The following is a 26,042-nucleotide window of genomic DNA, read 5'->3' as shown; positions in this document are numbered from 1 at the left end:
AGGAATCTGCTGATTTTCGGAGTAAGCTCATGTAGCTCAGGGGTAGAGCACACCCTTGGTAAGGGTGAGGTCGGCGGTTCAAATCCGCCCATGAGCTCCATTATTCGTAGCCGCGGTGACCTGTGTCTCCGCGGTTATTTGTATCCGGCTTTTTTGCCGTCAGGCGGGCCTGGGTGCATCGGTTCCCGAGTTAGGTTCCTGATAGATTGCTGTTAGGTGTCTGATAGTTGCCCGGGGGCTGTTCTTGGGTAAAGTCGCTAGTTCGGCTCACGCTTATATTGGGAGGCCCGCAATGGCAAAAGAAAAGTTTGAACGTTCCAAGCCCCACGTAAACGTGGGCACCATTGGTCACGTCGACCACGGTAAAACCACTCTGACCGCAGCGCTGACTCGCGTATGTGCCGAAGTATGGGGCGGCTCTGCCGTTGCTTTCGACGGTATCGACAACGCACCGGAAGAGCGTGAGCGCGGTATCACCATCGCTACCTCTCACGTTGAGTACGAGTCCCCGACCCGTCACTACGCGCACGTTGACTGCCCGGGACACGCCGACTACGTAAAGAACATGATCACCGGTGCTGCCCAGATGGATGGCGCTATCCTGGTATGTTCCGCAGCTGACGGCCCCATGCCGCAGACTCGTGAGCACATCCTGCTGTCTCGTCAGGTAGGTGTACCGTACATCGTGGTATTCCTGAACAAAGCCGACATGGTCGACGACGAAGAGCTGCTGGAGCTGGTAGAGATGGAAGTTCGCGAACTTCTCGATCAGTACGAGTTCCCGGGTGACGACACTCCGATCATCACCGGTTCTGCGCTGATGGCGCTGAACGGCGAAGATGACAACGAAATGGGTACCACCGCTGTTAAGAAGCTGGTTGAAACCCTGGATGAGTACATCCCGGAGCCGGAGCGTGCAGTAGACCAGCCGTTCCTGATGCCGATCGAAGACGTATTCTCCATCTCTGGTCGCGGTACCGTAGTAACCGGCCGTGTAGAGCGTGGCATTATCCGCACTGGTGACGAAATTCAGATCGTTGGTATTAAAGACACCACTTCCACCACCTGTACCGGTGTTGAAATGTTCCGCAAGCTGCTCGACGAAGGTCGTGCGGGTGAGAACATTGGCGCACTGCTGCGTGGCACCAAGCGTGACGAAGTTGAGCGTGGTCAGGTGCTGGCGAAGCCGGGTTCCATCACTCCGCACACCAAGTTCGAAGCGGAAGTGTACGTACTGTCCAAGGATGAAGGTGGTCGTCACACCCCGTTCTTCAAGGGCTACCGTCCGCAGTTCTACTTCCGTACCACCGATGTAACCGGTGCGTGTGAGCTGCCGGAAGGTACCGAGATGGTAATGCCGGGCGATAACGTTCAGATGGTTGTTACCCTGATTGCCCCGATCGCCATGGAAGATGGCCTGCGCTTCGCGATTCGCGAAGGTGGCCGTACTGTTGGTGCTGGCGTTGTAGCCAAGATCATCGAGTAATCGATGCGTCGAGTGTGGCCGCCAGCCTGAATTGGCGGTCACGCTTGCAAACGCTGGGGTGGGTGGTATGATCCGCCCCTCGTTTTTTCCGGTGCTGGCGTCTGTAGCCATGTATCCGGGTGTTCCAGGCCAGTAGTTCAATTGGTAGAGCACCGGTCTCCAAAACCGGCTGTTGGGGGTTCGAGTCCCTCCTGGCCTGCCAACTTTCAGATGCCCGCAAGGGGCCTGCAGTTGGGCTATCCTGTACTGCTGTCGCTCTTTGTGGTCGTTGGCAATAAAGGCGCCTTGCAGTGATAGGCGCGCTAAAGGCTTCTTTGTATGAATGCTAAAGTAGAGGCGAAAACCTTTCGTCTTGACGGCCTGAAGTGGCTGTTGGTGGTGCTGCTCGTTGGTGCTGCTGTGGCGGGCAATTCCTACTACGCCGAAATCCCCCTGCTGTATCGTGTACTGGCAATTGTTGCGCTTTGCGTGGCGGCCGTATTTGTAGCAGTGCAGACCGAGAAGGGTAATGCTTTCTGGAATCTGCTGCGGGAGGCGCAGAATGAAGTGCGCCGGGTGGTGTGGCCCTCTCGTCAGGAAGCGACCCAGACCACGTTGATCGTGGTGGTGTTCGTGCTGCTGATGGCAGTTATTCTCTGGGCACTGGATACCGGTCTCGGTTGGGCTGCCTCCAAGATTATTGGTTAAAGGTTAATCCATGGCAAAGCATTGGTATGTGGTTCAGGCTTACTCCGGCTATGAGAAGCGCGTAAAGACTTCTCTCAAGGAGCGCATTGAGCTGCACGAAATGGATCACCTGTTTGGTGAGGTGCTCGTGCCCACCGAAGAGGTGGTAGAGATGCGTGCCGGCCAGAAGCGTAAGAGTGAGCGGAAGTTTTTCCCCGGTTACGTGCTGGTGGAGATGGAGCTCAACGATGATACCTGGCACCTGGTGAAAGAAACGCCGCGTGTGCTGGGCTTTATTGGTGGTAAGGCTGACAAGCCAGCACCGATTACCGATCGCGAAGCGCAGGCTATCCTGAATCGCATCGATGACTCTGTCGACAAGCCCAAGCCCAAGACGCTGTTCGAGCCGGGCGAGATGGTGCGTGTTATCGACGGTCCGTTTAATGATTTCAACGGTGTGGTCGAAGAGGTCAACTACGAGAAGAGTCGCCTGCGGGTGGCGGTGTTGATCTTCGGTCGCTCCACGCCGGTTGAGCTGGAATTCGGTCAGGTAGAAAAGAACTGAGTTCGAGCTGAAAGGATTCGGCCCTCTTTCGCCGCTGGTGGAAGGGGGCTTTCGCGTCCCTGAAAACCGTGTAAGCCCTTTTGGGGGTTGCAGGGTACAGGGTAAACAGGGGAGCTGAGCGTTGCACGTTTGTATGAGTGTACAGCGCAGGCGCTAATACCCAGTTAAAGAGGAAGCTGTAATGGCTAAGAAAATTGAAGCTTATATCAAGCTGCAAGTGAAGGCCGGTCAGGCCAACCCGAGTCCCCCCGTTGGTCCTGCACTGGGTCAGCACGGTGTGAACATCATGGAGTTCTGTAAGGCGTTCAACGCACAGACCCAGAGCCTGGAGCCGGGCCTGCCGGTGCCGGTAGTGATCTCTGTCTACAGCGATCGCTCCTTCACTTTCATCATGAAGTCCCCGCCCGCCGCGGTACTGCTGCGCAAGGCTGCCAAGATCAAGAGCGGTTCTGGCCGTCCGAACACCGAGAAAGTCGGTAAAGTGACCCGTGCCCAGCTCGAAGAGATCGTGGAAATGAAAAAAGCAGACCTGACTGCCTCCGATATGGACGCAGCGGTGCGCACCATCGCTGGTTCTGCTCGCAGTGCTGGTATCGAAGTGGAGGGTCTGTAAGTGGCTAAATTGACCAAGCGTCAGCGCGCTATGGCTGAGAAAGTGGAATCTGGCAAAGCATACGGCATCGACGAAGCCGTAGCGCTGCTTAAAGAATTCTCCAACGTAAAATTTGCGGAAACCGTTGATGCTGCCATCAATCTCGGTATCGATCCGCGTAAATCCGACCAGGCTGTTCGTGGTGCTACCACCCTGCCGCACGGTACCGGTAAAGAAGTACGCGTTGCTGTATTTACCCAGGGTGCCAATGCCGATGCCGCTAAAGAAGCGGGCGCCGATCTGGTTGGTATGGATGAGCTGGCTGCTGAAGTAAAAGCCGGCAAGATGGATTTCGACGTGGTTGTGGCTTCTCCGGACGCTATGCGTGTTGTCGGTCAGTTGGGTCAGATCCTCGGCCCGCGTGGCCTGATGCCGAACCCGAAGACCGGTACCGTGACCCCGGACGTTGCTACCGCGGTCAAGAATGCCAAGGCTGGTCAGGTGCGTTTCCGCGCTGACAAAGGCGGCATCATTCACGGTGGTATCGGCAAGGTTGGCTTCGACGTTAACGCGCTGAAGGAAAACCTGGAAGCACTGGTTGCTGACCTGAAAAAGGCCAAGCCGGCTTCTGCGAAAGGCGTGTATCTGAAGAAGATCACCCTGAGCACTACCATGGGCCCGGGTCTGACCATCGACCAGGCCACACTGGACGTTAAGTAACTTCTCGGGAAGTTATTCGTTCAGTAAAAAGAACTTTGGGGTCCACCACCTGCTTCGGCGGGGGAGGTGGGCCGTCAAAGACCGTAGGTGTGGCGGGTATTTGAGGTTTAAATATCTGCTGCTTAATCCAAGTCTCCGGCCAGGTTGGCCTTCAGGTTTATTGCCTGGGAGATTGAGCCTACGCAGACGGTGTCGCCCAAACCAGTATTTTTACTGGATTTGAGCTTTATGCACCGGAACGGGCCGGGATTACATGTAGTTCCCGGCCTTCATTCAAATCCAGGAGTGACACTATGGCTATTGGACTCGTAGACAAGAAAGCGATTGTCGCGGAAGTCCAGCAGGCTGCTGAGGGTGCCCTGTCGGCGGTGGTTGCGGATTCCCGCGGCGTTACCGTAAACGACATGACTGCCCTGCGCAAAGAGGCTCGCGAAAACGGCGTTTGGTTGAAAGTCGTTCGCAATACTCTGGCGCGTCGCGCTCTGGCCGGTACCGAATTCGAATGTCTCATCGAGAACTTCGTAGGTCCCAGCATCATTGCTTTTTCCAACGAACATCCGGGTGCCGGCGCGCGCATCCTGAAAGAGTTCGCCAAGGGCAATGACAAGCTGGAGCTGAAAGGTGCCGCCTTTGAAGGCGTAGCGACTGACATCGCTCTGTTGGCAAGCCTGCCGACTTACGATGAAGCAATCGCTAAGCTGATGAGCTGCATGAAAGAAGCCTCTGCTGGCAAACTGGTTCGCACTATTGCGGCCGTTCGCGACCAAAAAGAGCAGGAAGCTGCGTAACTGTTTCGCTAAAGCGAAATGGCAGTTTTCAACTTTTAAAGAAATTACGAGCAGTTTGCTGCTCACACGAAATCAGGTACTAACTCATGTCTCTGACTAAAGAAGATATCATCAATGCGATCGCCGAAATGTCCGTTAAGGACGTTGTTGAGCTGATCGAAGCTATGGAAGAGAAGTTCGGCGTAACCGCGGCTGCCGCTGTAATGGCTGGCCCGGCTGCAGGCGAAGCTGCTGCAGAAGAGAAGGACGAATTCGACGTAATCCTGAGCTCTGCTGGCGACAAGAAAGTGAACGTGATCAAAGCTGTTCGCGGTATCACTGGTCTTGGCCTGAAAGAAGCCAAAGCTCTGGTAGACGGCGCTCCGAGCCCGCTGAAAGAAGGCGTGTCCAAGGACGAAGCCGAAGCAGCGAAGAAAGAGCTGGAAGAAGCTGGCGCTACTGTAGAACTGAAGTAATTCGGTTCTACACACCACCGTCAGTGGCTGCGAAATCGACCACTGACGGCAAGGCTGGTGGACATTTGTCCGCCGGCCTTTTTGCCGTTTGCGGCATGGGGCTTTTTCCCGCCAAGGGGAAAACTCTGAATCCGCCAAACGGCAGAAAAACTCGAGAGGTTTGCGCACAAAGCGGTACGGTTTTTAACCATCTGTTTTAAGCGTAGCGCAATGTGCAGAGACTTCTCGCCCGGATGGGCTGCGTATCGTCAGAAACCTGACCGCCGCTCTGATGAAGTCTTGTCACTGATCAAGCTGGGGAATATGAATGGCTTACTCATACACTGAGAAAAAACGTATCCGCAAGGATTTCGGCAAACTGCCTAAGGTCATGGACGTACCTTTCCTGCTTGCGATACAGCTGGACTCGTATCGCAAATTCACGCAGGCCGACACGCGCCCGGATGAGCGCCTGGACATTGGCCTGCAGGCGGCGTTCAAGTCTGTATTTCCGATTGTCAGTTATTCTGGCAACGCCGCTCTGGAGTACGTGAGCTACACCCTCGGCAAACCTGCGTTTGATGTCAAGGAATGTACCCTGCGTGGCGTCACCTACGCGTGTCCGCTGCGGGTTCGCGTGCGTCTGATTATTTACGATAAAGAATCTGCGAATAAGTCCATCAAGGACATTAAAGAGCAGGAAGTTTACATGGGCGAAATTCCGCTCATGACTGAAAACGGTACCTTCGTAATCAATGGTACCGAGCGCGTTATCGTTTCCCAGCTGCACCGCTCCCCGGGTGTATTCTTCGATCACGACAAAGGCAAGACGCACTCCTCCGGTAAGCTGCTGTACGCCGCACGGGTGATTCCTTACCGCGGCTCCTGGCTGGACTTCGAGTTCGACCCGAAAGACCTCGTATACGTACGTATCGACCGTCGTCGTAAACTGCCGGCGACCATTCTGCTGCGCGCCCTGGGCTATGCCTCCCAGGAAATGCTGGAAATGTTCTTCGAAACCAGCAAGTTCACCCTGGAAGACGACACTGTCAGCCTCGAGCTGATCCCGTCGCGCCTGCGCGGTGATGTTGCTTCCTTCGACATCAAGGATGGCAAGGGCAAGGTCATCGTTGAGGAAGGCCGCCGTATTACCCCGCGTCACATCCGCCAGCTGGAAAAAGCCGGCGTTGAAAACCTGGAAGCACCGCTGACTTACCTCAACGGCCGCGTCCTGGCGCACGACATCATCGATGACTCTACCGGTGAAGTCGCGGTGGAGTGTAATACCGAAATTACCGATGAAGTCGTTGCGAAGCTGCGCCTCCTGAACGTGAAGAGTGTTGAAACCCTCTACACCAACGACCTGGATTGCGGTCCGTTCATCTCCGATACCCTGCGTGCGGACCCGTCCCGCACTCAGCTGGAAGCGCTGGTGGAAATCTACCGCATGATGCGCCCCGGCGAGCCGCCCACCAAGGAATCTGCAGAGTCTCTGTTCGAGAACCTGTTCTTCTCCGACGAGCGCTACGACCTGTCTGCGGTAGGCCGCATGAAGTTCAACCGCCGTCTGGGTCGCGAAGACGAGACCGGCCAGGGCACCCTGAGCAAGGAAGACATCGTCGATGTGCTCAAGACCCTGATCGAAATCCGTAACGGTCGCGGCATGGTCGATGATATCGACCACCTGGGTAACCGCCGTGTGCGCTCCGTGGGCGAGATGGCCGAAAACCAGTTCCGTGTGGGCCTGGTGCGTGTAGAGCGCGCGGTGAAAGAGCGCCTGTCCATGGCAGAGTCCGAAGGCCTGATGCCGCAGGATCTGATCAATGCCAAGCCGGTTGCGGCTGCGGTGAAGGAATTCTTTGGTTCCTCCCAGCTGTCCCAGTTTATGGACCAGAACAACCCGCTGTCAGAAGTTACCCACAAGCGCCGTGTTTCCGCACTGGGCCCGGGTGGCCTGACCCGCGAGCGCGCCGGCTTTGAGGTGCGGGACGTGCACCCGACCCACTACGGTCGCGTGTGTCCGATTGAGACGCCGGAAGGCCCGAACATCGGTCTGATCAACTCCCTGGCCACCTACGCGCGCGCCAACCACTACGGTTTCCTCGAGAGTCCGTACCGCAAGGTGATCGACGGCAAGCTGACCGACCAAATTGAATACCTGTCCGCGATCAACGAAGCCAACTTTGTTGTGGCGCAGGCGTCCGCGGCGGTCGATGAAAACGGCCGTTTCACCGACGATCTGGTCAGCGTGCGTTACCAGTACGAATTTACCCTGAAGACGCCGGATGAAATCCAGTACATGGATGTGTCCGCCCGTCAGGTAGTGTCCGTGGCTGCGGCGATGATCCCGTTCCTCGAGCACGATGACGCCAACCGCGCACTCATGGGTTCGAACATGCAGCGTCAGGCGGTGCCGACCCTGCGCGCCGAAAAGCCGCTGGTAGGTACCGGTATGGAGCGCACCGTGGCGCGCGACTCCGGTGTCTGTGTGGTGGCCAAGCGCGGTGGTGTGATCGAGCGTGTCGATGCCAGCCGCGTGGTTGTGCGTGTGCGCGACGAGGAAGTGGAAGCCGGTGATGCCGGTGTGGACCTTTACGGTCTCACCAAGTACACCCGTTCCAACCAGAACACCTGTATCAACCAGCGTCCGATCGTGAAAACCGGCGACGTGGTAGAGCGTGGCGATATCCTGGCCGACGGCCCGTCCGTGGACCTGGGTGAGCTGGCACTGGGCCAGAACATGCGTATCGCGTTCATGCCGTGGAACGGCTACAACTTCGAGGACTCCATCCTCGTGAGCGAGCGTGTGGTACAGGAAGACCGCTTCACCACCATCCACATTCAGGAACTGACCTGTATTGCCCGTGACACCAAGCTGGGCAGTGAGGAAATCACCGCGGATATCCCCAACGTCGGTGAGTCTGCACTGAACAAGCTGGACGAGTCCGGCATTGTGTACATTGGTGCGGAAGTTGGCGCCGGTGACATTCTGGTTGGCAAGGTGACACCGAAAGGTGAAGCCCAGCTGACACCGGAAGAAAAGCTGCTGCGTGCGATCTTCGGTGAAAAGGCGTCTGATGTGAAAGACACCTCACTGCGTGCACCTTCCGGCACGCGCGGTACCGTGATCGACGTACAGGTATTCACCCGCGACGGCCTGCAGAAAGATCAGCGCTCTCTGGCGATCGAAAAGGCGCAGCTCGACGAAGTTCGCAAGGACCTCAACGAAGAGTACCGCATCGTTGAAGGCGCTACCTTCGAACGTCTGGCGGCGGCACTGGAAGGCCAGAAGGTTGCCGGTGGTAAAGGCGTCAAGAAAGGCGATGTGCTGAATGCCGAGATCCTGTCCGGCCTGCCGCGCGAAGACTGGTTCAAACTGCGTATGGCAGAAGAGAGCCTGAACGAGCAGCTGGAAAAGGCGGAAGCACAGCTGAGCGAGCGTCGCAAGCTGCTCGACGAGCAGTTTGAAGACAAGAAGAAGAAACTGGAATCCGGCGACGACCTGGCGCCGGGCGTACTGAAAATCGTCAAGGTTTACCTGGCGATCAAGCGTCGCATCCAGCCCGGTGACAAGATGGCCGGCCGTCACGGTAACAAAGGTGTTATCTCCGTGATCAAGCCGGTTGAAGACATGCCGTACGACGAAAACGGCGAGCCGGTGGATGTGGTTCTGAACCCGCTGGGTGTACCGTCCCGTATGAACGTGGGTCAGGTACTGGAAATGCACCTGGGTATGGCCGCAAAAGGTCTGGGTGTGAAGATCGACCGCATGATCAAGGAGAAGCAGGAAGCAGCGAAGGTCCGTGGTTTCCTCGAAGAGGTATACAACTCTACCGGCGGTAACAAAGAGGAGCTGGACGAGCTGTCCGACGAAGAAGTGATGGCTATGTCCGAAAACCTGCGTCGCGGTGTACCCATGGCGACTCCGGTATTCGACGGTGCCGATGAGTCCGAAATCAAGACGCTGCTGCGTCTCGCGGACATCCCGGACTCCGGCCAGATCACCCTGTACGACGGACGTACCGGCGACGCCTTCGAGCGTCCGGTCACCGTGGGCTACATGTACATGCTGAAGCTGAACCACCTGGTAGACGACAAGATGCACGCGCGTTCTACCGGTTCCTACAGCCTGGTTACCCAGCAGCCGCTGGGTGGTAAGGCGCAGTTCGGTGGTCAGCGTTTCGGTGAGATGGAAGTGTGGGCACTGGAAGCATACGGTGCCGCTTACACCCTGCAGGAAATGCTCACGGTCAAATCCGATGACGTTGAAGGTCGTACCAAGATGTATAAGAACATCGTGGATGGCGACCACCGCATGGAGCCGGGCATGCCCGAATCCTTCAACGTACTGGTCAAGGAAATCCGCTCGCTGGGTATGAACTTCGAGCTGGAAAACGAGTAAGACCGGTAACAATCGGATTTAGTAGACAGAGGCTGGCGGCTCTTGATTAAAAAGAGTGCCGCCGGCGCTCCCGGCCCCAAGCGCAGTTGGCCGGGTTGACTACCCCCTAGTGGAGGAAAGGCCTTGAAAGATTTGTTAAACCTGGTGAAAGCCCAGGATCAGCTCGAAGAATTTGACGCTATCCGTATCGGTCTGGCTTCGCCGGACATGATTCGTTCCTGGTCCTACGGCGAAGTGAAGAAGCCGGAGACCATCAACTACCGTACGTTCAAGCCGGAACGCGAAGGCCTGTTCTGTGCCAAGATTTTTGGCCCGGTGAAGGACTACGAGTGTCTGTGCGGCAAGTACAAGCGCATGAAGCACCGCGGCATCATCTGTGAGAAGTGCGGCGTTGAAGTGACCAAAGCCAAGGTGCGCCGTGAGCGCATGGGCCACATTGAGCTGGCCAGCCCGGTTGCGCACATCTGGTTCCTGAAGTCCCTGCCGTCCCGTATCGGCCTGCTGCTGGATATGACCCTGCGTGATATCGAGCGCGTGCTTTACTTCGAATCCTACGTGGTAACCGATCCGGGTATGACTACCCTGGAGCGCGGCCAGCTGCTGAACGACGAGCAGTACTTCGAAGCGATGGAAGAGTTCGCCGATGAGTTCGAAGCCAAGATGGGTGCGGAAGCGATCCAGGAGCTGATGAACGATATCGAGTTGCCGTCCGAGATTCAGCGCCTGCGCGAAGAGATCCCGGCGACCAACTCCGAGACCAAGATCAAGAAGCTGTCCAAGCGTCTGAAGCTGCTGGAAGCGTTCTACAAGTCCGGCAACAAGCCGGAGTGGATGATCATGCAGGCACTGCCGGTACTGCCGCCGGATCTGCGTCCTCTGGTACCGCTGGACGGTGGCCGCTTCGCGACCTCCGACCTGAACGATCTGTACCGCCGGGTGATCAACCGTAACAACCGTCTGAAGCGTCTGCTCGAGCTGAACGCGCCGGACATCATCGTGCGCAACGAAAAGCGCATGCTGCAGGAGTCTGTGGACGCGCTGCTGGACAACGGCCGTCGCGGTCGTGCTATCACCGGTTCCAACAAGCGCCCGCTGAAATCCCTGGCCGACATGATCAAGGGTAAGCAGGGTCGTTTCCGTCAGAACCTGCTGGGTAAGCGTGTGGACTACTCCGGTCGTTCCGTGATCGTGGTTGGTCCGACCCTGCGCCTGCACCAGTGTGGTCTGCCGAAGAAAATGGCCCTGGAACTGTTCAAGCCGTTTATTTTCGGCAAGCTGGAAACCCGCGGCCTGGCCACCACTATCAAGGCGGCCAAGAAAATGGTCGAGCGCGAAGAGGCGGTGGTATGGGACATCCTCGATGAGGTGATCCGCGAACACCCGGTACTGCTGAACCGTGCACCGACTCTGCACCGTCTGGGTATCCAGGCGTTTGAGCCGGTACTGATTGAAGGTAAAGCGATTCAGCTGCACCCGCTGGTGTGTGCGGCGTACAACGCCGACTTCGACGGTGACCAGATGGCGGTACACGTACCGCTGACCATCGAAGCGCAGCTGGAATCCCGTGCGCTGATGATGTCCACCAACAACATCCTGTCGCCCGCCAACGGTGAGCCGATCATCGTACCGTCCCAGGACGTGGTACTGGGTCTGTACTGGATGACCCGTGAGCGCGTGAACGATAAAGGCGAAGGCATGTTCTTCTCCGATATCAAGGAAGTGAGCCGCGCCTTCTACGCCAAGCAGGTTGGCCTGCAGGCGAAGATCAAGGTACGTATCGACGAAACTTCCATCGGTGAAGACGGTGAGAAGCAGGTTACCCGGACCATCTACGACACCACTGTCGGTCGCGCACTGCTGTGGAACATCGTACCGGAAGGCCTGCCTTTCGAGCACGTTAACCAGCCGATGAAGAAGAAGGCGATTTCCCGCGTTCTGAACGAGTGCTACCGAAACGTAGGTCTGAAGGCGACCGTCATCTTCGCTGACCAGCTGATGTACACCGGTTTCGACTTCTCCACCAAGTCCGGTTCCTCCATTGGTGTGAACGACTTCGAGATCCCGGCGGCCAAGGCTGACCTGATCGCTTCCGCGGAAGAGGAAGTGAAGGAAATCGAAACCCAGTTCGCATCCGGTCTTGTGACGGCGGGTGAAAAATACAACAAGGTCATCGACGTCTGGTCCCGTACCAACGACAAGGTGACCCAGGCGATGATGGCCGGTATCAAGAAAGAGCCGGTGATCGACCGCGATGGTAAAGAAACCGAGCAGGATTCTTTCAACTCGGTCTACATGTACGCCGACTCCGGCGCGCGTGGTTCCGAGGCGCAGATTCGTCAGCTGGCCGGTATGCGTGGCCTGATGGCGCGTCCGGATGGCTCGATTATCGAGAACGCCATTACCGCGAACTTCCGTGAAGGTCTGAGCGTACTGCAGTACTTCATCTCGACTCACGGCGCGCGTAAAGGTCTGGCGGATACCGCACTGAAAACGGCGAACTCCGGTTACCTGACCCGTCGTCTGGTCGACGTGGCGCAGGACGTGGTGATCACCGAGATCGACTGTGGCACCGACGACGGTCTGACCATGGCGCCGGTAATTGAAGGCGGCGACGTGATCGAGTCCCTCGGTGACCGTATCCTCGGCCGTGTAGTCGCGCGCGACGTGACCAAGCCGGGCAGTGACGAGATCGCCGTGCCCGCCGGCACCATGATCGACGAGGCCTGGGTTGAGCGCATTGAAGGCATGGGTATCGACGAAGTGATCGTACGCTCCGCGATTACCTGTGAAACCGCACACGGCATCTGTGCCCAGTGTTACGGCCGTGACCTGGCCCGTGGCCACCGTGCGAACCCGGGTGAGTCCGTGGGCGTTGTGGCGGCACAGTCCATCGGTGAGCCGGGCACCCAGCTGACCATGCGTACCTTCCACATCGGTGGTGCGGCGAGCCGTGCTTCTGCGGCGGACAGCATCCAGGTGAAGCAGCCGGGTACTGTACGTCTGCACAATGTGAAGACTGTTAAAGCCGAAAGCGGCAACCTGGTCGCGGTATCCCGTTCCGGTGAGCTGGCGGTTGCCGACAGCGCTGGTCGTGAGCGTGAGCGCTACAAGCTGCCATACGGTGCTGTGATCAGCGTTGACGAAGGTTCTACCATCGACGGTGGCCAGATTGTTGCCAAGTGGGATCCGCACACCCACCCGATCATTACCGAGGTTGCCGGTTGGGTGAAGCTGTCTGGTATGGAAGACGGCCTGTCCATCCGCAAAACCACTGATGAGCTGACTGGTCTGTCCTCCCTCGAGGTGATCGACCCGGCAGAGCGTCCTGCAGCGGGTAAAGACCTGCGTCCGGCGGTGACCCTGGTCGACGAGAATGGTGAAGAGCTGACCCTGGCGAACAGTAACGCACCGGCGCACTACGCACTGCCGCCGCGCGCGATTCTGAGCCTGAAAGACAGCGACAAGGTGAATGTCGGTGACGTAATCGCCCGTATTCCGCAGGAATCCGGCGGTACCAAGGACATTACCGGTGGTCTGCCGCGGGTTGCCGACCTGTTCGAAGCGCGTAAGCCGAAAGAGCCGTCCATCCTGGCGGAAATCTCCGGTACCGTTTCCTTCGGTAAAGAGACCAAGGGCAAGGTTCGCCTGCAGATCACCCCGAAAGACGGCAAGCCGCTGGCCAATGGCAAGGATCACTACGAAGTACTGATTCCAAAGCACCGCCAGTTGACTGTGTTCGAAGGTGAAACGGTAGAGAAGGGTGAGGTCATTTCCGACGGCCCGTCCAATCCGCACGATATTCTGCGCCTCAAGGGCGTGGAAGAGCTGGCGCGCTACATCACCAACGAAATCCAGGAGGTTTACCGCCTCCAGGGTGTAGGCATCAACGACAAGCACATTGAAACCATTGTGCGTCAGATGCTGCGCAAGGTCGAAATCCTTGAGATGGGCGACTCCGAGTTCATCAAAGGCGACCAGGTGGAATACCAGCGCGTGGTGGAAGAGAACGAGCGCCTGCGTGCCGAAAGCAAGCAGCCGGCACAATTCGAGCGCCTGCTTCTGGGTATCACCAAGGCGTCTCTGGCGACCGAGTCCTTCCTGTCCGCGGCTTCCTTCCAGGAAACCACGCGGGTACTGACCGAAGCGGCGGTAACCGGCAAGGAAGACAGCCTGCGTGGCCTGAAAGAAAACGTGGTAGTGGGTCGTCTGATCCCGGCCGGTACTGGTCTCGCCTACCACGCCGAGCGCAAGCGCAGACGCACCCAGCAGCTGACCCACGGCTATGCCGAGGGTCCTTCTGCGGAAGAGGTGGAAGCGGCGCTGACCGAAGCCCTGAAATCTTCCGGGGAATAAGGTCGACAGAACGGAGCAGTCTGACCGGGAGGTCCCTCCTGCGGGAGAGACCCCGGGTCAGTTCCGGACAGCAATCACCAGGCGGCGTAAGTGTTTACTTCGGTTTGTGATTGACTCGGGGTGTTCCCGCTTATAGAATGCGGCCCCCGCTAATGGGGTGCGATTGCCGGTTGGTCTTCGGGCAAACCGGATGTATCGTGCACTGACGATAGGCCCTCACTGCTGTAAAGGTGGGGGCGTTTTATTTTGGAGTGATTTTTAATGGCAACGATCAACCAGTTGGTTCGTAAGCCGAGAAAACGCAAAGTTGAAAAAAGCGACGTCCCTGCACTGCAAGCTAGCCCGCAGCGCCGTGGAGTTTGTACTCGTGTGTACACCACTACACCGAAGAAGCCGAACTCTGCACTGCGTAAGGTTTGTCGTGTGCGCCTGACCAACGGTTACGAAGTAACTTCGTACATCGGCGGTGAAGGCCACAACCTGCAGGAACACAGCGTGGTGCTGATTCGCGGCGGTCGTGTAAAAGACCTGCCGGGTGTGCGCTACCACACTGTACGCGGTGCACTTGACTGTGCCGGCGTAAACGATCGCAAGCAGGGCCGTTCCAAGTACGGTGCCAAGCGTCCTAAGGCTTAATTGCCCCAAAGACAATATTGCGTTTCGGTTTAACGAATAACCGGAGTAAGGCTGAGCTCGCCGAGTTGTATTTATTTACGGCGGCGTCTCGGAGTAACCCTGAAGAGAGGCAATCCCATGCCAAGAAGACGTGTAGTCGCCAAGCGCGAAGTGCTGCCCGATCCCAAGTTTGGGAACGTGACTCTGGCCAAGTTCATGAACCATGTCATGATCTCTGGTAAGAAGTCCGTGGCAGAGAGCATCGTTTACGGTGCACTGGATCTGGTTTCAGAAAAGCTGAACAAAGATCCGATTGAAATTTTTGAAGAGTCCCTGGAAAACATCGCCCCGATGGTGGAAGTAAAATCCCGCCGTGTTGGTGGTGCTACCTACCAGGTACCGGTGGAAGTGCGTCCCTCGCGTCGTACTGCGCTGGCAATGCGCTGGCTGGTAGATTTCTCCCGTAAGCGCGGCGAGAAGTCCATGGCCCAGCGCCTGGCCAACGAAATGATCGATGCTTCCCAGAACAAGGGCGGCGCGGTCAAGAAGCGTGAAGACGTGCATCGTATGGCGGAAGCCAACAAGGCGTTCTCTCACTATCGTTTCTAAGATAGTGATGCTTCTGACTCTGATGATTACCCACATCGGAAATTAATACCGAAAGGCAGCAAGGAAGTTACCGAGCTGCCTTTTGCCGTTATATCGAGGATACAACTGTGGCACGTAAAACGCCTATCGAACGCTATCGCAATATCGGTATCTGCGCCCACGTAGACGCCGGTAAAACCACCACAACCGAACGTGTACTGTTCTACACCGGTCTGTCCCACAAAATTGGTGAAGTGCACGAAGGCGCAGCCACCATGGACTGGATGGAGCAGGAGCAGGAGCGTGGTATTACCATTACTTCTGCAGCAACCACCTGTTTCTGGGCTGGCATGCAGCAGCAGTTCCCGCAGCACCGCGTAAACATCATCGACACCCCCGGACACGTTGACTTCACCATTGAAGTGGAGCGTTCCCTGCGTGTACTGGACGGCGCCGTTGTCGTTCTGTGCGGTTCTTCCGGTGTGCAGCCGCAGACCGAAACCGTATGGCGTCAGGCCAACAAGTACGAAGTACCGCGCATGGTATTCGTGAACAAGATGGACCGTGCCGGTGCGGACTTCCGCAAGGTTGTGGGCCAGCTGAAAACCCGCCTGAACGCGAACGCGGTTCCGCTGCAGATGACCATTGGCTCTGAAGACGAGTTCAAGGGTGTTGTCGACCTGGTGAAGATGAAAGCCATCCTGTGGAACGAAGAAGACATGGGCATGACTTTTGACTACGCCGACATCCCGGCCGACATGCAGGACGAGTGCGAAGAGATGCGCGAGTTCCTGGTGGAAGCGGCGGCGGAAGCCAACGAAGAGCTGATGGAAAAGTACCTTGAAGAAGGTGAGCTGACCGAAGAAGAAATCAAGTCAGCGATCCGTCAGCGTACCCTGGCCAATGAAATCGTACCGGTTCTGGGCGGCTCTGCGTTCAAGAACAAGGGCGTACAGGCTATGCTGGACGCAGTCATTGAATACCTGCCGGCACCGACCGAAGTAAAGGCGATCGAAGGTACTCTGCTGGACAAGGCTGAAACCGTCGAGACCCGTGTAGCGGACGACAACGCACCTTTCGCCGCACTGGCGTTCAAGATTGCGACCGACCCCTTCGTTGGTACCCTGACGTTCTTCCGTGTGTACTCCGGTAAGCTGGAAAGCGGTACCGCGGTGTACAACTCCGTGAAAGAGAAGAAAGAGCGTGTCGGCCGTATGGTGCAGATGCACTCCAACGACCGTAAAGAGATCAAGGAAGTTCTGGCGGGCGACATCGCTGCAGCGATCGGCCTGAAAGACGTGACCACTGGTGACACCCTGTGTGCTGAAGACGCCAAGATCGTTCTCGAGCGCATGGAGTTCCCGGAGCCGGTAATCTCCGTAGCGGTAGAGCCGAAGTCCAAGCCGGATCAGGAAAAAATGGGTATCGCACTGGGCAAGCTGGCTCAGGAAGACCCGTCCTTCCGCGTGAAGACCGACGAAGAGACTGGCCAGACCATCATCTCCGGTATGGGTGAGCTGCACCTGGACATCATCGTTGACCGTATGCGTCGTGAATTCAACGTTGAAGCCAACATCGGTAAGCCGCAGGTGGCCTATCGTGAAACTATCCGCAACACTTCCGAGATTGAAGGCAAGTTTGTTCGTCAGTCTGGTGGTCGCGGTCAGTACGGTCACGTATGGGTCAAGTTCGAGCCGGCGGAAGACGAGTCCGGTGAAGGCCTGGTGTTCGAGAACGCGATCGTGGGTGGTGTGGTTCCGAAGGAATACATCCCGGCCGTGCAGAAGGGTATCGAAGAGCAGATGCAAAACGGTGTTCTGGCTGGCTACCCGCTGCTGGGCCTGAAGGCTACCCTGTATGACGGTTCCTTCCACGATGTGGACTCCAACGAAATGGCGTTCAAGATCGCCGGCTCCATGGCAACCAAGAAGCTGGCCCAGGTTGGCGGCGCGGTACTGCTCGAGCCGATGATGAAGGTTGAAGTGGTTACCCCGGAAGAGAACATGGGTGACGTCGTTGGTGACCTGAACCGTCGTCGCGGTCTGATCCAGGGTATGGAAGACAGTGCCTCCGGTAAGATCGTGAACGCTGAAGTGCCGCTGGCCGAAATGTTCGGTTACGCCACTGACCTGCGTTCTGCGACCCAGGGCCGTGCCACCTACACCATGGAATTCCTGAAGTACGCCGAAGCGCCGAAAAACGTCGCTGACGAAATCATCGCCAAAAACAAGGGTTAATTTCCTTTGACTTGAAACTCCCCGGTGTTTGACCGGGGAGTTTCGGCAAACTTTTAGCTAGAGGATCTCTAAGATGGGAAAAGAAAAGTTTGAACGTTCCAAGCCCCACGTAAACGTGGGCACCATCGGTCACGTCGACCACGGTAAAACCACCCTGACCGCAGCGCTGACTCGCGTATGTTCAGAAGTATGGGGCGGCGCTGCTGTTGCTTTCGACGGTATCGACAATGCACCGGAAGAGCGTGAGCGTGGTATCACCATCGCTACCTCTCACGTTGAGTACGAGTCCCCGACCCGTCACTACGCGCACGTTGACTGCCCGGGACACGCCGACTACGTGAAGAACATGATCACCGGTGCTGCCCAGATGGACGGCGCTATCCTGGTATGTGGCGCGACCGATGGTCCTATGCCGCAGACTCGCGAGCACATCCTGCTGTCTCGTCAGGTAGGTGTACCTTACATCGTTGTATTCCTGAACAAGGCTGACCTGCTGGCAGAAGACTGCGGCGGTGTTGGTTCTGAAGAATACTCCGAGATGATGGAACTGGTTGAAATGGAGCTGCGTGAGCTGCTGGACCAGTACGAATTCCCGGGTGACGACACTCCGATCATCGCTGGTTCTGCCCTGATGGCGCTGAACGGCGAAGACGACAACGAGCTGGGTACCACCGCTGTTAAGAAGCTGGTTGAAACCCTGGACGAGTACATCCCGGAGCCGGAGCGTGCTATCGACCAGCCGTTCCTGATGCCGATCGAAGACGTATTCTCCATCTCCGGCCGTGGTACCGTAGTAACTGGTCGTGTTGAGCGTGGCATCATCAATACTGGCGACGAGATTGAAATCGTTGGTATCAAAGACACCACCAAAACCACCTGTACCGGTGTTGAAATGTTCCGCAAGCTGCTCGACGAAGGTCGTGCGGGTGAGAACATCGGCGCACTGCTGCGTGGCACCAAGCGTGACGAAGTTGAGCGTGGTCAGGTACTGGCCAAGCCAGGCTCCATCACCCCGCACACCAAGTTCGAAGGTGAGGTGTACATCCTGTCCAAGGACGAAGGTGGTCGTCACACCCCGTTCTTCAAGGGCTACCGTCCGCAGTTCTACTTCCGTACTACCGACGTAACTGGTGCGGTTGAGCTGCCGGAAGGCACTGAAATGGTTATGCCGGGCGACAACATTCAGATGAAAGTTGAGCTGATCGCTCCCATCGCCATGGAAGAAGGTCTGCGCTTCGCAATCCGTGAAGGCGGCCGTACCGTTGGCGCTGGCGTTGTAGCCAAGATCCTCGACTAATTTATAATTTAGTCCTGGTTCGAAGCACGAAAAAGCCGCAGTGGTGACACTGCGGCTTTTTTGTTGCCCGGGAAGACTACTGGCGTGTGCCAGAAACCGCCTGAGCGGTTACCTGGGGCCTTTTCGTCTCCTGCCTGTACAAATAGTGATCTATGCGCACGAGGGGTGAGGGGCCTTTTCAGGGCCCCTGGGCTGTGCTCTTGTGTGAGTTGATTGTCGGGGAGCGGCTTGTGGGCTGCCTTTGCTTAGAACCAATCCCTGCTCAGGTTGCAGTGACGGGAGTTCTGCAGAAGCTGGTCAAAATCGCGCCCATCTACAGCAATCAGGCCTTCGTGGTCACCGGACTCCAGATAGATCGTGTCGCGACTATCCAGTCCCGTATCGACCAGGGTGGTCAATCCGTAAGCTGGTCCAAGTGGCGGCAGTGCGCCGACTTCGCAGTCACTGAAAACCTGTCTGAACTCCGCCTCTTCGACCATTTCCAGGTGGTTGCGTCCGGTTTCGTCATGGACCGCCCGCATATCGAGGCTGTTGCTTGCTGGAATGATGCACATCAGCATGCCCTGGTCATCTTTTAACAGGATCGCTTTTGCGACCCGGTCTTCCCGTACACCGGCCTTGCGCGCTGTCTCGCGGCTGGTGGCGCTGTGCTCGTGGGGGATAACCCGATAGTTGACTGAATGGTCGCCAAGGAATTGACTGACGGTACTGGCTACAGTCATGGCGTTTCCCTCCTGTTCTGCGCATTTCTCGCGGTTGCCCTCAAGTGTAGTTTCGCGCCGCGCGGGTGCGGAGAGCAGCTGCAACAAAGGTGTTCGGATAAGTGGTTGACAGGCCAAAAAATCGCCCGTAGACTTCGCGCTCCTTTTCGCCCGCCCTCGGGGTTGCGTAAGAGGACGTTCTTTAGATTTACAACTGGAGTTTGATTCCATGCAGGGTCAACGAATCCGAATTCGCCTGAAGGCGTTTGATCACAAGCTGATCGACACGTCTACTCAGGAGATCGTCGAGACGGCCAAGCGCACTGGCGCCCAGGTACGCGGTCCCATTCCGCTGCCGACTCGTAAAGAGAAGTACACCGTGCTGATTTCTCCGCACGTCAACAAAGACGCGCGCGATCAGTACGAGATTCGTACTCACAAGCGTTTGCTGGACATTGTTGAGCCCACCGAAAAAACCGTTGACGCGCTGATGAAGCTCGATCTGGCGGCTGGTGTTGAGGTTCAGATTAGTCTCGGCTAACACTTCAAATTAACTACCGAATCCCGAACGAAAACGGTTCGGGTAGTGTAACGCTCTGAAATTGGGCGGCCGCAGTGGGTTAAAGCCCCGTGCACTGAGAGGTTGAAAAGATGACTATAGGTATTGTCGGCCGCAAGAGCGGCATGACTCGCATCTTCACTGAAGATGGCGCGTCTATCCCGGTAACTGTTATCGAGGTAGCTCCAAATCGCGTCACTCAGGTGAAAACTCAGGAAACTGACGGTTACTCCGCGGTACAGGTTACTGTGGGTTCTCGTAAGGCTTCCCGTGTCTCCAAGCCCCAAGCGGGCCACTTCGCCAAAGCCAACACTGAGGCTGGCTCTGCTCTTTTCGAACTGCGTACTGACGGTTCTGAAGAGTCCTTCGAAATCGGTTCTGAAATTACTGTTGCAAGCTTTGAAGCTGGCCAGAAGATTGATGTAACTGGCACTTCCAAAGGTAAAGGTTTCCAGGGCGGTATCAAACGCTGGAACTTCAGCATGCAAGATGCTACCCACGGTAACTCTCTGTCTCACCGCGCACCCGGTTCTATCGGTCAGTGCCAGACTCCTGGTCGTGTGTGGAAAGGCAAGAAGATGGCCGGTCACATGGGTGCCGAGCGTGTTACCACGCAAAATCTGGAAGTGGTTCGTGTGGACGCCGAACGCAATCTGCTGCTGGTTAAAGGTGCCGTTCCTGGCGCGCCCGGCGGTAACGTAATCGTTCGTCCGGCAGTTAAAGCCTAAGTCTGAGGGGAAATAGATATGGAACTGAATATCGCTACTCCCGAAGGCGCTAAAGGCACTGTTGCAGTCTCTGAAGTGGCTTTCGGTCGTGAATTCAATCAGGACCTGGTGCACCAGGCAGTTGTCGCCTATATGGCTGGCGCTCGTCAGGGTACCAAGGCTCAGAAAAACCGCTCCGCGGTTTCCGGCGGCGGCAAAAAGCCGTGGCGCCAGAAGGGCACCGGCCGCGCACGCGCTGGTACCATTCGCAGCCCGCTGTGGCGTTCAGGTGGCGTAACCTTCGCCGCTGAGCCGCGCGATCACAGCGTTAAGCTGAACAAGAAAATGTACCGCGCTGCACTGCGCTGCATTCTCTCTGAGCTGGCTCGTCAGGAGCGTCTGGTTGTTGTTGAGTCTTTCGACGTGGAAGCGCCGAAAACCAAGCAGCTGGTAACCAAGCTTGCCCAGTTCGATCTGTCCGAAGCGTTGATCGTGACCGAAGAGGTAAATGAAAACCTCTACCTGGCCGCGCGCAACTTGCACAAGATCGATGTTCGCGATGTGCAGGGTATCGATCCGGTAAGCCTGATTCGTTTCGACAAGGTCGTGGTTACCGTTTCTGCACTGAAGAAAATTGATGAGGTGCTGGGATGAACCAAGAGCGAATCTACAAAGTCCTGCTGGGCCCGGTAATTTCCGAGAAGGCTGCTGTACTGGCGGATGCCGCCAACCAGGTAGTGTTCAAAGTGACCACCGACGCTTCCAAAGCCGAGATCAAGGCCGCGGTAGAAAAGCTGTTCAACGTATCCGTTGAGCAGGTTCGCACCGTGAACGTTAAAGGCAAAACCAAGCGCACCCGCTACGGTATGGGCGTGCGCAATGATTGGAAAAAAGCCTACGTTCGTCTGGCCGAAGGCAGCGACATCAACTTTGAAGCTGCTGAGTAAAGGGGAAAGTTACAATGGCTATTGTAAAAGCAAAACCGACCTCTGCCGGCCGTCGCCACCTTGTTAAGGTTGTTAACACCGACCTGCATAAGGGTGCACCTTACGCGCCGCTGTTGGAGAAGAAGTCCAAGTCCGGTGGCCGTAACAACAACGGTCGCATTACCACTCGTCATATCGGTGGTGGTCACAAGCATCACTACCGCGTAGTGGATTTCAAGCGCAACAAGGATGGCATTCCTGCCACCGTTGAGCGTCTGGAGTATGACCCCAACCGCAGCGCGCACATCGCGCTGGTTTGCTACGCCGATGGTGAGCGCCGTTACATTATTGCGCCGAAGCACCTGAAGGCGGGTGACAAGATCCAGTCCGGTGACGCTGCACCGATCAAAGTGGGTAACACTTTGCCGCTGCGTAACATCCCGGTTGGTTCCGTGATTCACGCCATCGAGCTGAAGCCTGGTAAAGGTGCTCAGCTGGCCCGCTCTGCCGGTGCCTCTGTACAGCTGGTTGCCCGTGAAGGTCAGTACGCGACTATCCGTCTGCGTTCTGGCGAAATGCGTAAAGTTCTGTCTGAGTGCCGCGCCACCCTGGGTGAAGTGAGCAACTCTGAACACAGCCTGCGCAAGCTGGGTAAAGCAGGTGCCAAACGCTGGCGCGGTGTTCGTCCTACCGTTCGCGGTGTGGCGATGAACCCGGTAGACCACCCGCACGGCGGTGGTGAAGGTCGTACCTCTGGTGGCCGTCACCCTGTGACGCCTTGGGGTGTGCCGACCAAGGGTAAGAAAACGCGTAAGAACAAGCGCACCGATAACATGATTGTACGTCGTCGCGGCAAATAAGCCGCGCGATGTCTGAGCTGCTAGAGAGGAATCGACAGTGCCACGCTCATTAAAGAAAGGTCCCTTTATTGATCTTCATCTGATCAAGAAGGTGGAGGCGGCGATTGAGAAAAATGATCGTCGACCGATTAAAACCTGGTCCCGCCGTTCCATGGTTATGCCGGAAATGGTTGGACTGACGATTGCCGTTCACAACGGTCGTCAACACGTGCCCGTTCTGGTCAACGAAGAAATGGTTGGCCACAAGCTGGGCGAATTCGCGGCTACCCGCACTTACCGTGGCCACGCTGCGGATAAGAAAGCGAAGAAGCGCTAAGCCGAGGTTATAGAGATGGAAGTACAAGCAAAATTACGCGGTGCTCGTCTGTCGGCACAAAAGGCGCGTCTGGTAGCTGATCAGATTCGCGGCAAAGGTGTCGAAGAAGCCCTGGATATCCTGGCTTTTAGCCACAAGAAGGGTGCTGCGATCGTCAAGAAGGTTCTGGAATCTGCAATCGCCAATGCTGAGCACAACGACGGTGCTGACGTTGACGAACTGAAAGTTTCCACCATCTTCGTGGATGAGGGTATGACCATGAAGCGCATTAAACCGCGTGCTAAAGGTCGTGCTGATCGTATTCTGAAGCGTACTTGTCACATTACTGTGAAAGTAGCCGAGAAATAAGAGAGCAGGCGAGAAAACCATGGGACAAAAAGTCAATCCTACCGGCATTCGTCTGGGTATCGTTAAAAAGCATACCTCCGTATGGTATGCCGGCAGTGACGAGTACGCAGACAAGCTGTACACGGATCTGAAAGTTCGCGAATACATTCGCAAAAAACTGGCCCACGCTTCCGTGAGCCGCATCGAGATCGAACGTCCGGCCAACACCGCTCGTGTGACCATTCACACTGCGCGTCCGGGTATCGTGATCGGTAAAAAAGGTGAAGACGTAGAGCGTCTGCGCAACGAACTTACTTCCCAGATGGGTGTGCCCGTGCACATCGACATCGAAGAAGTACGTAAGCCTGACCTGGATGCCACTCTGGTTGGTCAGAACGTTGCTCAGCAGCTGGAGCGTCGCGTTATGTTCCGTCGTGCTATGAAGCGCGCCGTACAGAACGCAATGCGCCAGGGTGCCGAAGGTATCAAGATTCAGGTAAGTGGTCGTCTCGGCGGTGCTGAGATTGCGCGAACTGAATGGTACCGCGAAGGCCGTGTGCCTCTGCATACTCTGCGTGCCAACATCGACTACGGCACCGCTGAAGCCAGCACTACGTACGGCATCATCGGTGTAAAAGTTTGGATCTTCAAAGGCGAAGTCATCGGTGACGAAATCCCCGAAGAGAAGCCGGCGAAGACTCGCAAAAAAGCTGCTAAATAAGGGGTGCGCAGATGCTACAACCAAAGCGTACAAAATTCCGCAAGGTACAGAAGGGTCGCAACCGCGGTCTTTCCCAGCGCGGCTCTAAAGTGAGCTTTGGCGAGTTCGGCCTTAAGGCCATCGGTCGTGGACGCATTACTGCGCGTCAGATCGAAGCGGCTCGTCGCGCAATGACTCGTCACGTTAAGCGTGGCGGTAAGATCTGGATTCGTGTGTTTCCGGACAAGCCCATTTCCAGTAAGCCCCTCGAAGTTCGTATGGGTAAAGGTAAGGGTAACGTAGAATACTGGGTAGCTCAGATCCAGCCGGGTAAAGTCCTCTATGAAATGGAAGGCGTATCCGAAGATCTGGCTCGCGAAGCTTTCGAGCTCGCCGCAGCCAAGCTGCCTGTAAAGACAACTTTCGTTAAGCGTTCGGTGATGTAATGAAGACTGCAGATCTACGCTCAAAGTCAGTTGAGGAACTGAACCAGGAACTCCTTAGCCAGCTTGAAGCACAATTCAAGCTGCGTATGCAGAAGTCCACTGGTCAGCTGACTCAGACTCATCTGCTGAAGCAGACTCGTCGCGACATTGCTCGCATTAAGACTGTGTTGACCGAGAAGGCAGGTAATTAATCATGGCTGAAGCAAAACTGAAGCGTACTCTGACCGGTAAGGTCGTGAGTGACAAGATGGATAAAACCATCACCGTTTTGATCGAGCGCCGTGTTAAGCACCCGATCTACGGCAAAATCGTGAGCAAGTCCACCAAGCTCAAGGCACACGACGAAAACAATGATTGCGGCATCGGTGATGTTGTAACCATCGAAGAATCTCGTCCGCTGTCCAAGAGCAAGTCCTGGTCCTTGCAGAAAATTGTAGAGCGTGCGGCGAAGGTTTAACCCCTAGCGCATTGAAGAGTTTCGGAGAGGAACGATGATTCAAGCGGAATCCTACTTAGAAGTAGCCGATAACAGTGGGGCTCGCCGTGTCATGTGCATCAAGGTGCTGGGCGGCTCCCACCGTCGCTACGCTGGCGTTGGCGACATCATCAAGGTAACCGTCAAGGAAGCAATTCCTCGCGGTAAAGTGAAAAAGGGTCAGGTAATGAACGCGGTAGTGGTTCGCACCAGAAAAGGTGTGCGTCGCCCGGACGGCTCCCTGATCAAATTTGACGATAACGCAGCGGTACTGCTGAACCAGCAACATGCGCCGGTTGGCACCCGTATTTTTGGCCCGGTAACTCGCGAGCTGCGCGGTGAGAAGTTCATGAAGATCATCTCACTGGCTCCCGAAGTTATCTAAGCCACGAGCGGAGAAGAGTTATGCGCAAGATCAAGCGTGACGACGAAGTGATCGTTATCGCCGGTCGCGATAAAGGCAAGCGTGGCACCGTACGTAAGGTGCTGAACGACGGTCGCCTGATCGTGTCCGGTGTACAGATGATCAAAAAACACCAGAAGCCAAACCCTCAAATGGGCGTAGCTGGTGGCATTGTTGAGAAAGAAGCCGCTATTCAGGTTTCCAACGTAGCCATCTTTAACCCGAACACCCAAAAAGCTGACCGGGTAGGCTTCAAAGTACTGGAAGACGGGACTAAGATTCGCGTCTTCAAATCCAGCGGCGAAGCCGTTGACGCATAAGTCAGGTGGAAAACATGGCAAGGCTTAAAGAGCTCTATACCAAAGAACTCGCGTCCAAGCTGAAAGAAGAGCTGGGACTTGAGAACGTAATGTCCGTGCCGCGCATCACCAAAATCACCGTCAACATGGGTGTCGGTGAAGCCATTGGTGATAAGAAGGTACTGGAACATGCAGTCAGTGACATGACTGCGATTACTGGTCAAAAACCCATTGTGACCAAGGCGCGTAAGTCAATCGCGGGCTTCAAAATCCGTGAAGACTGGCCGATCGGCTGCAAGGTAACTCTGCGCGGTGAGCGCATGTACGAGTTCCTGGAGCGACTGGTTGGCATCGCAATTCCGCGTATCCGCGACTTCCGTGGCATTAGCCCGAAGCAGTTCGACGGTCGTGGTAACTTCTCAATGGGTGTAACAGAACAAATTATCTTCCCGGAAATCGACTACGACAAAGTAGACAAGATCCGCGGTCTGGATATTTGTATCACTACTACAGCAGCCAACGACGACCAAGGTCGTGCACTGCTGAAAGCATTCAACTTCCCGTTCAAGGGTTAAGAGGA

General features: G+C 56.2%; 28 protein-coding genes and 2 tRNA genes. 29 read left to right on the top strand and 1 reads right to left on the bottom strand.

All coding sequences use genetic code 11. The features are described 5' to 3' along the window. Positions 1 to 25 precede the first annotated feature (25 nt). The 15 genes from GTQ55_RS14835 (at position 26) to tuf (GTQ55_RS14765) (ending at position 18,743) form a co-directional block, all read left to right on the top strand. Positions 26 to 100 (top strand) — tRNA-Thr (locus GTQ55_RS14835). 192 nt (positions 101 to 292) lie between these two features. Further along, the gene (gene tuf / locus GTQ55_RS14830; RefSeq protein ID WP_161859433.1) at positions 293 to 1,486 is read left to right on the top strand and encodes an elongation factor Tu; all 1,194 of its coding nucleotides are present in this window, start codon (positions 293 to 295) and stop codon (positions 1,484 to 1,486) included. 126 nt (positions 1,487 to 1,612) lie between these two features. Further along, a tRNA-Trp gene (locus GTQ55_RS14825) sits at positions 1,613 to 1,688 on the top strand. 116 nt (positions 1,689 to 1,804) lie between these two features. Then, positions 1,805 to 2,173, top strand: coding sequence for a preprotein translocase subunit SecE (gene secE / locus GTQ55_RS14820; protein WP_161859432.1), 369 nt, complete (start codon positions 1,805 to 1,807; stop codon positions 2,171 to 2,173). Between the two features lie 10 nt (positions 2,174 to 2,183). Continuing rightward, positions 2,184 to 2,717 (top strand): transcription termination/antitermination protein NusG, encoded by a 534-nt coding sequence (gene nusG / locus GTQ55_RS14815; RefSeq protein ID WP_078083382.1) that lies wholly within the window; start codon positions 2,184 to 2,186, stop codon positions 2,715 to 2,717. Between the two features lie 181 nt (positions 2,718 to 2,898). Continuing rightward, positions 2,899 to 3,330, top strand: coding sequence for a 50S ribosomal protein L11 (rplK, locus tag GTQ55_RS14810; RefSeq protein WP_161859431.1), 432 nt, complete (start codon positions 2,899 to 2,901; stop codon positions 3,328 to 3,330). Beyond that, positions 3,331 to 4,029: a 50S ribosomal protein L1 gene (gene rplA / locus GTQ55_RS14805; protein WP_161859430.1), complete on the top strand. Its 699-nt coding sequence runs from the start codon at positions 3,331 to 3,333 to the stop codon at positions 4,027 to 4,029. A 293-nt stretch (positions 4,030 to 4,322) separates the two neighbouring features. Next, positions 4,323 to 4,817: a 50S ribosomal protein L10 gene (rplJ, locus tag GTQ55_RS14800; RefSeq protein WP_078083380.1), complete on the top strand. Its 495-nt coding sequence runs from the start codon at positions 4,323 to 4,325 to the stop codon at positions 4,815 to 4,817. An 86-nt stretch (positions 4,818 to 4,903) separates the two neighbouring features. Continuing rightward, on the top strand, positions 4,904 to 5,272 hold the full coding sequence (gene rplL / locus GTQ55_RS14795) for a 50S ribosomal protein L7/L12 (RefSeq protein WP_161859429.1): 369 nt from the start codon (positions 4,904 to 4,906) through the stop codon (positions 5,270 to 5,272). 307 nt (positions 5,273 to 5,579) lie between these two features. Beyond that, on the top strand, positions 5,580 to 9,653 hold the full coding sequence (gene rpoB / locus GTQ55_RS14790; RefSeq protein WP_161859428.1) for a DNA-directed RNA polymerase subunit beta: 4,074 nt from the start codon (positions 5,580 to 5,582) through the stop codon (positions 9,651 to 9,653). 123 nt (positions 9,654 to 9,776) lie between these two features. Beyond that, positions 9,777 to 14,006 (top strand): DNA-directed RNA polymerase subunit beta', encoded by a 4,230-nt coding sequence (rpoC, locus tag GTQ55_RS14785; protein WP_161859427.1) that lies wholly within the window; start codon positions 9,777 to 9,779, stop codon positions 14,004 to 14,006. Positions 14,007 to 14,267: 261 nt separating this feature from the next. Continuing rightward, positions 14,268 to 14,642 (top strand): 30S ribosomal protein S12, encoded by a 375-nt coding sequence (gene rpsL / locus GTQ55_RS14780; protein ID WP_066967222.1) that lies wholly within the window; start codon positions 14,268 to 14,270, stop codon positions 14,640 to 14,642. A gap of 117 nt (positions 14,643 to 14,759) precedes the next feature. Beyond that, complete coding sequence (gene rpsG / locus GTQ55_RS14775) at positions 14,760 to 15,230, top strand: 30S ribosomal protein S7 (protein ID WP_161859426.1); 471 nt, start codon at positions 14,760 to 14,762, stop codon at positions 15,228 to 15,230. Positions 15,231 to 15,337: 107 nt separating this feature from the next. Beyond that, the gene (fusA, locus tag GTQ55_RS14770) at positions 15,338 to 17,446 is read left to right on the top strand and encodes an elongation factor G (RefSeq protein WP_161859425.1); all 2,109 of its coding nucleotides are present in this window, start codon (positions 15,338 to 15,340) and stop codon (positions 17,444 to 17,446) included. Positions 17,447 to 17,519: 73 nt separating this feature from the next. Next, positions 17,520 to 18,743, top strand: a complete 1,224-nt coding sequence (tuf, locus tag GTQ55_RS14765; protein ID WP_161859424.1) for an elongation factor Tu — start codon at positions 17,520 to 17,522, stop codon at positions 18,741 to 18,743. A gap of 245 nt (positions 18,744 to 18,988) precedes the next feature. Here the strand turns inward: tuf (GTQ55_RS14765) and GTQ55_RS14760 are convergent, their stop codons facing one another. Continuing rightward, complete coding sequence (locus GTQ55_RS14760) at positions 18,989 to 19,465, bottom strand: aminoacyl-tRNA deacylase (protein ID WP_161859423.1); 477 nt, start codon at positions 19,463 to 19,465, stop codon at positions 18,989 to 18,991. A gap of 208 nt (positions 19,466 to 19,673) precedes the next feature. On the opposite strand from GTQ55_RS14760, the gene rpsJ reads away from it, so the two are divergent. The 14 genes from rpsJ to rplE all read left to right on the top strand — a co-directional run bounded on the left by rpsJ (position 19,674) and on the right by rplE (position 26,037). Beyond that, the gene (rpsJ, locus tag GTQ55_RS14755; RefSeq protein ID WP_066967210.1) at positions 19,674 to 19,985 is read left to right on the top strand and encodes a 30S ribosomal protein S10; all 312 of its coding nucleotides are present in this window, start codon (positions 19,674 to 19,676) and stop codon (positions 19,983 to 19,985) included. Positions 19,986 to 20,095: 110 nt separating this feature from the next. Continuing rightward, a complete protein-coding gene (gene rplC, locus GTQ55_RS14750) occupies positions 20,096 to 20,731 on the top strand; it encodes a 50S ribosomal protein L3 (protein WP_161859422.1) in 636 nt (211 codons plus the stop codon). An 18-nt stretch (positions 20,732 to 20,749) separates the two neighbouring features. Then, positions 20,750 to 21,364: a 50S ribosomal protein L4 gene (gene rplD / locus GTQ55_RS14745; RefSeq protein ID WP_161859421.1), complete on the top strand. Its 615-nt coding sequence runs from the start codon at positions 20,750 to 20,752 to the stop codon at positions 21,362 to 21,364. Continuing rightward, a complete protein-coding gene (gene rplW / locus GTQ55_RS14740) occupies positions 21,361 to 21,657 on the top strand; it encodes a 50S ribosomal protein L23 (protein ID WP_161859420.1) in 297 nt (98 codons plus the stop codon). The genes rplD and rplW overlap by 4 nt, the downstream gene beginning before the upstream one ends. Positions 21,658 to 21,671: 14 nt before the next feature. Then, on the top strand, positions 21,672 to 22,496 hold the full coding sequence (gene rplB / locus GTQ55_RS14735; protein ID WP_161859419.1) for a 50S ribosomal protein L2: 825 nt from the start codon (positions 21,672 to 21,674) through the stop codon (positions 22,494 to 22,496). Between the two features lie 37 nt (positions 22,497 to 22,533). Beyond that, a complete protein-coding gene (gene rpsS / locus GTQ55_RS14730) occupies positions 22,534 to 22,812 on the top strand; it encodes a 30S ribosomal protein S19 (RefSeq protein WP_010133844.1) in 279 nt (92 codons plus the stop codon). 15 nt (positions 22,813 to 22,827) lie between these two features. Next, the gene (gene rplV, locus GTQ55_RS14725) at positions 22,828 to 23,160 is read left to right on the top strand and encodes a 50S ribosomal protein L22 (RefSeq protein WP_078084422.1); all 333 of its coding nucleotides are present in this window, start codon (positions 22,828 to 22,830) and stop codon (positions 23,158 to 23,160) included. A gap of 19 nt (positions 23,161 to 23,179) precedes the next feature. Then, entirely contained in the window at positions 23,180 to 23,860 is a 681-nt protein-coding gene (rpsC, locus tag GTQ55_RS14720) for a 30S ribosomal protein S3 (protein ID WP_161859418.1), read from the top strand. Between the two features lie 11 nt (positions 23,861 to 23,871). Beyond that, positions 23,872 to 24,285, top strand: a complete 414-nt coding sequence (gene rplP, locus GTQ55_RS14715) for a 50S ribosomal protein L16 (RefSeq protein WP_067087034.1) — start codon at positions 23,872 to 23,874, stop codon at positions 24,283 to 24,285. Further along, positions 24,285 to 24,476 (top strand): 50S ribosomal protein L29, encoded by a 192-nt coding sequence (gene rpmC / locus GTQ55_RS14710; RefSeq protein WP_043320803.1) that lies wholly within the window; start codon positions 24,285 to 24,287, stop codon positions 24,474 to 24,476. The genes rplP and rpmC overlap by 1 nt, the downstream gene beginning before the upstream one ends. A gap of 2 nt (positions 24,477 to 24,478) precedes the next feature. Continuing rightward, complete coding sequence (gene rpsQ / locus GTQ55_RS14705) at positions 24,479 to 24,742, top strand: 30S ribosomal protein S17 (RefSeq protein ID WP_161859417.1); 264 nt, start codon at positions 24,479 to 24,481, stop codon at positions 24,740 to 24,742. Between the two features lie 34 nt (positions 24,743 to 24,776). Beyond that, complete coding sequence (gene rplN, locus GTQ55_RS14700; protein WP_161859416.1) at positions 24,777 to 25,145, top strand: 50S ribosomal protein L14; 369 nt, start codon at positions 24,777 to 24,779, stop codon at positions 25,143 to 25,145. A 20-nt stretch (positions 25,146 to 25,165) separates the two neighbouring features. Beyond that, complete coding sequence (rplX, locus tag GTQ55_RS14695) at positions 25,166 to 25,483, top strand: 50S ribosomal protein L24 (protein ID WP_161859415.1); 318 nt, start codon at positions 25,166 to 25,168, stop codon at positions 25,481 to 25,483. A gap of 14 nt (positions 25,484 to 25,497) precedes the next feature. Continuing rightward, on the top strand, positions 25,498 to 26,037 hold the full coding sequence (gene rplE, locus GTQ55_RS14690) for a 50S ribosomal protein L5 (protein ID WP_161859414.1): 540 nt from the start codon (positions 25,498 to 25,500) through the stop codon (positions 26,035 to 26,037). The last annotated feature ends 5 nt before the right edge of the window (positions 26,038 to 26,042 follow it).

Source organism: Microbulbifer hydrolyticus (assembly GCF_009931115.1).
Classification (GTDB): domain Bacteria; phylum Pseudomonadota; class Gammaproteobacteria; order Pseudomonadales; family Cellvibrionaceae; genus Microbulbifer; species Microbulbifer hydrolyticus.
This window is presented reverse-complemented; position numbering and strand designations above follow the sequence as displayed.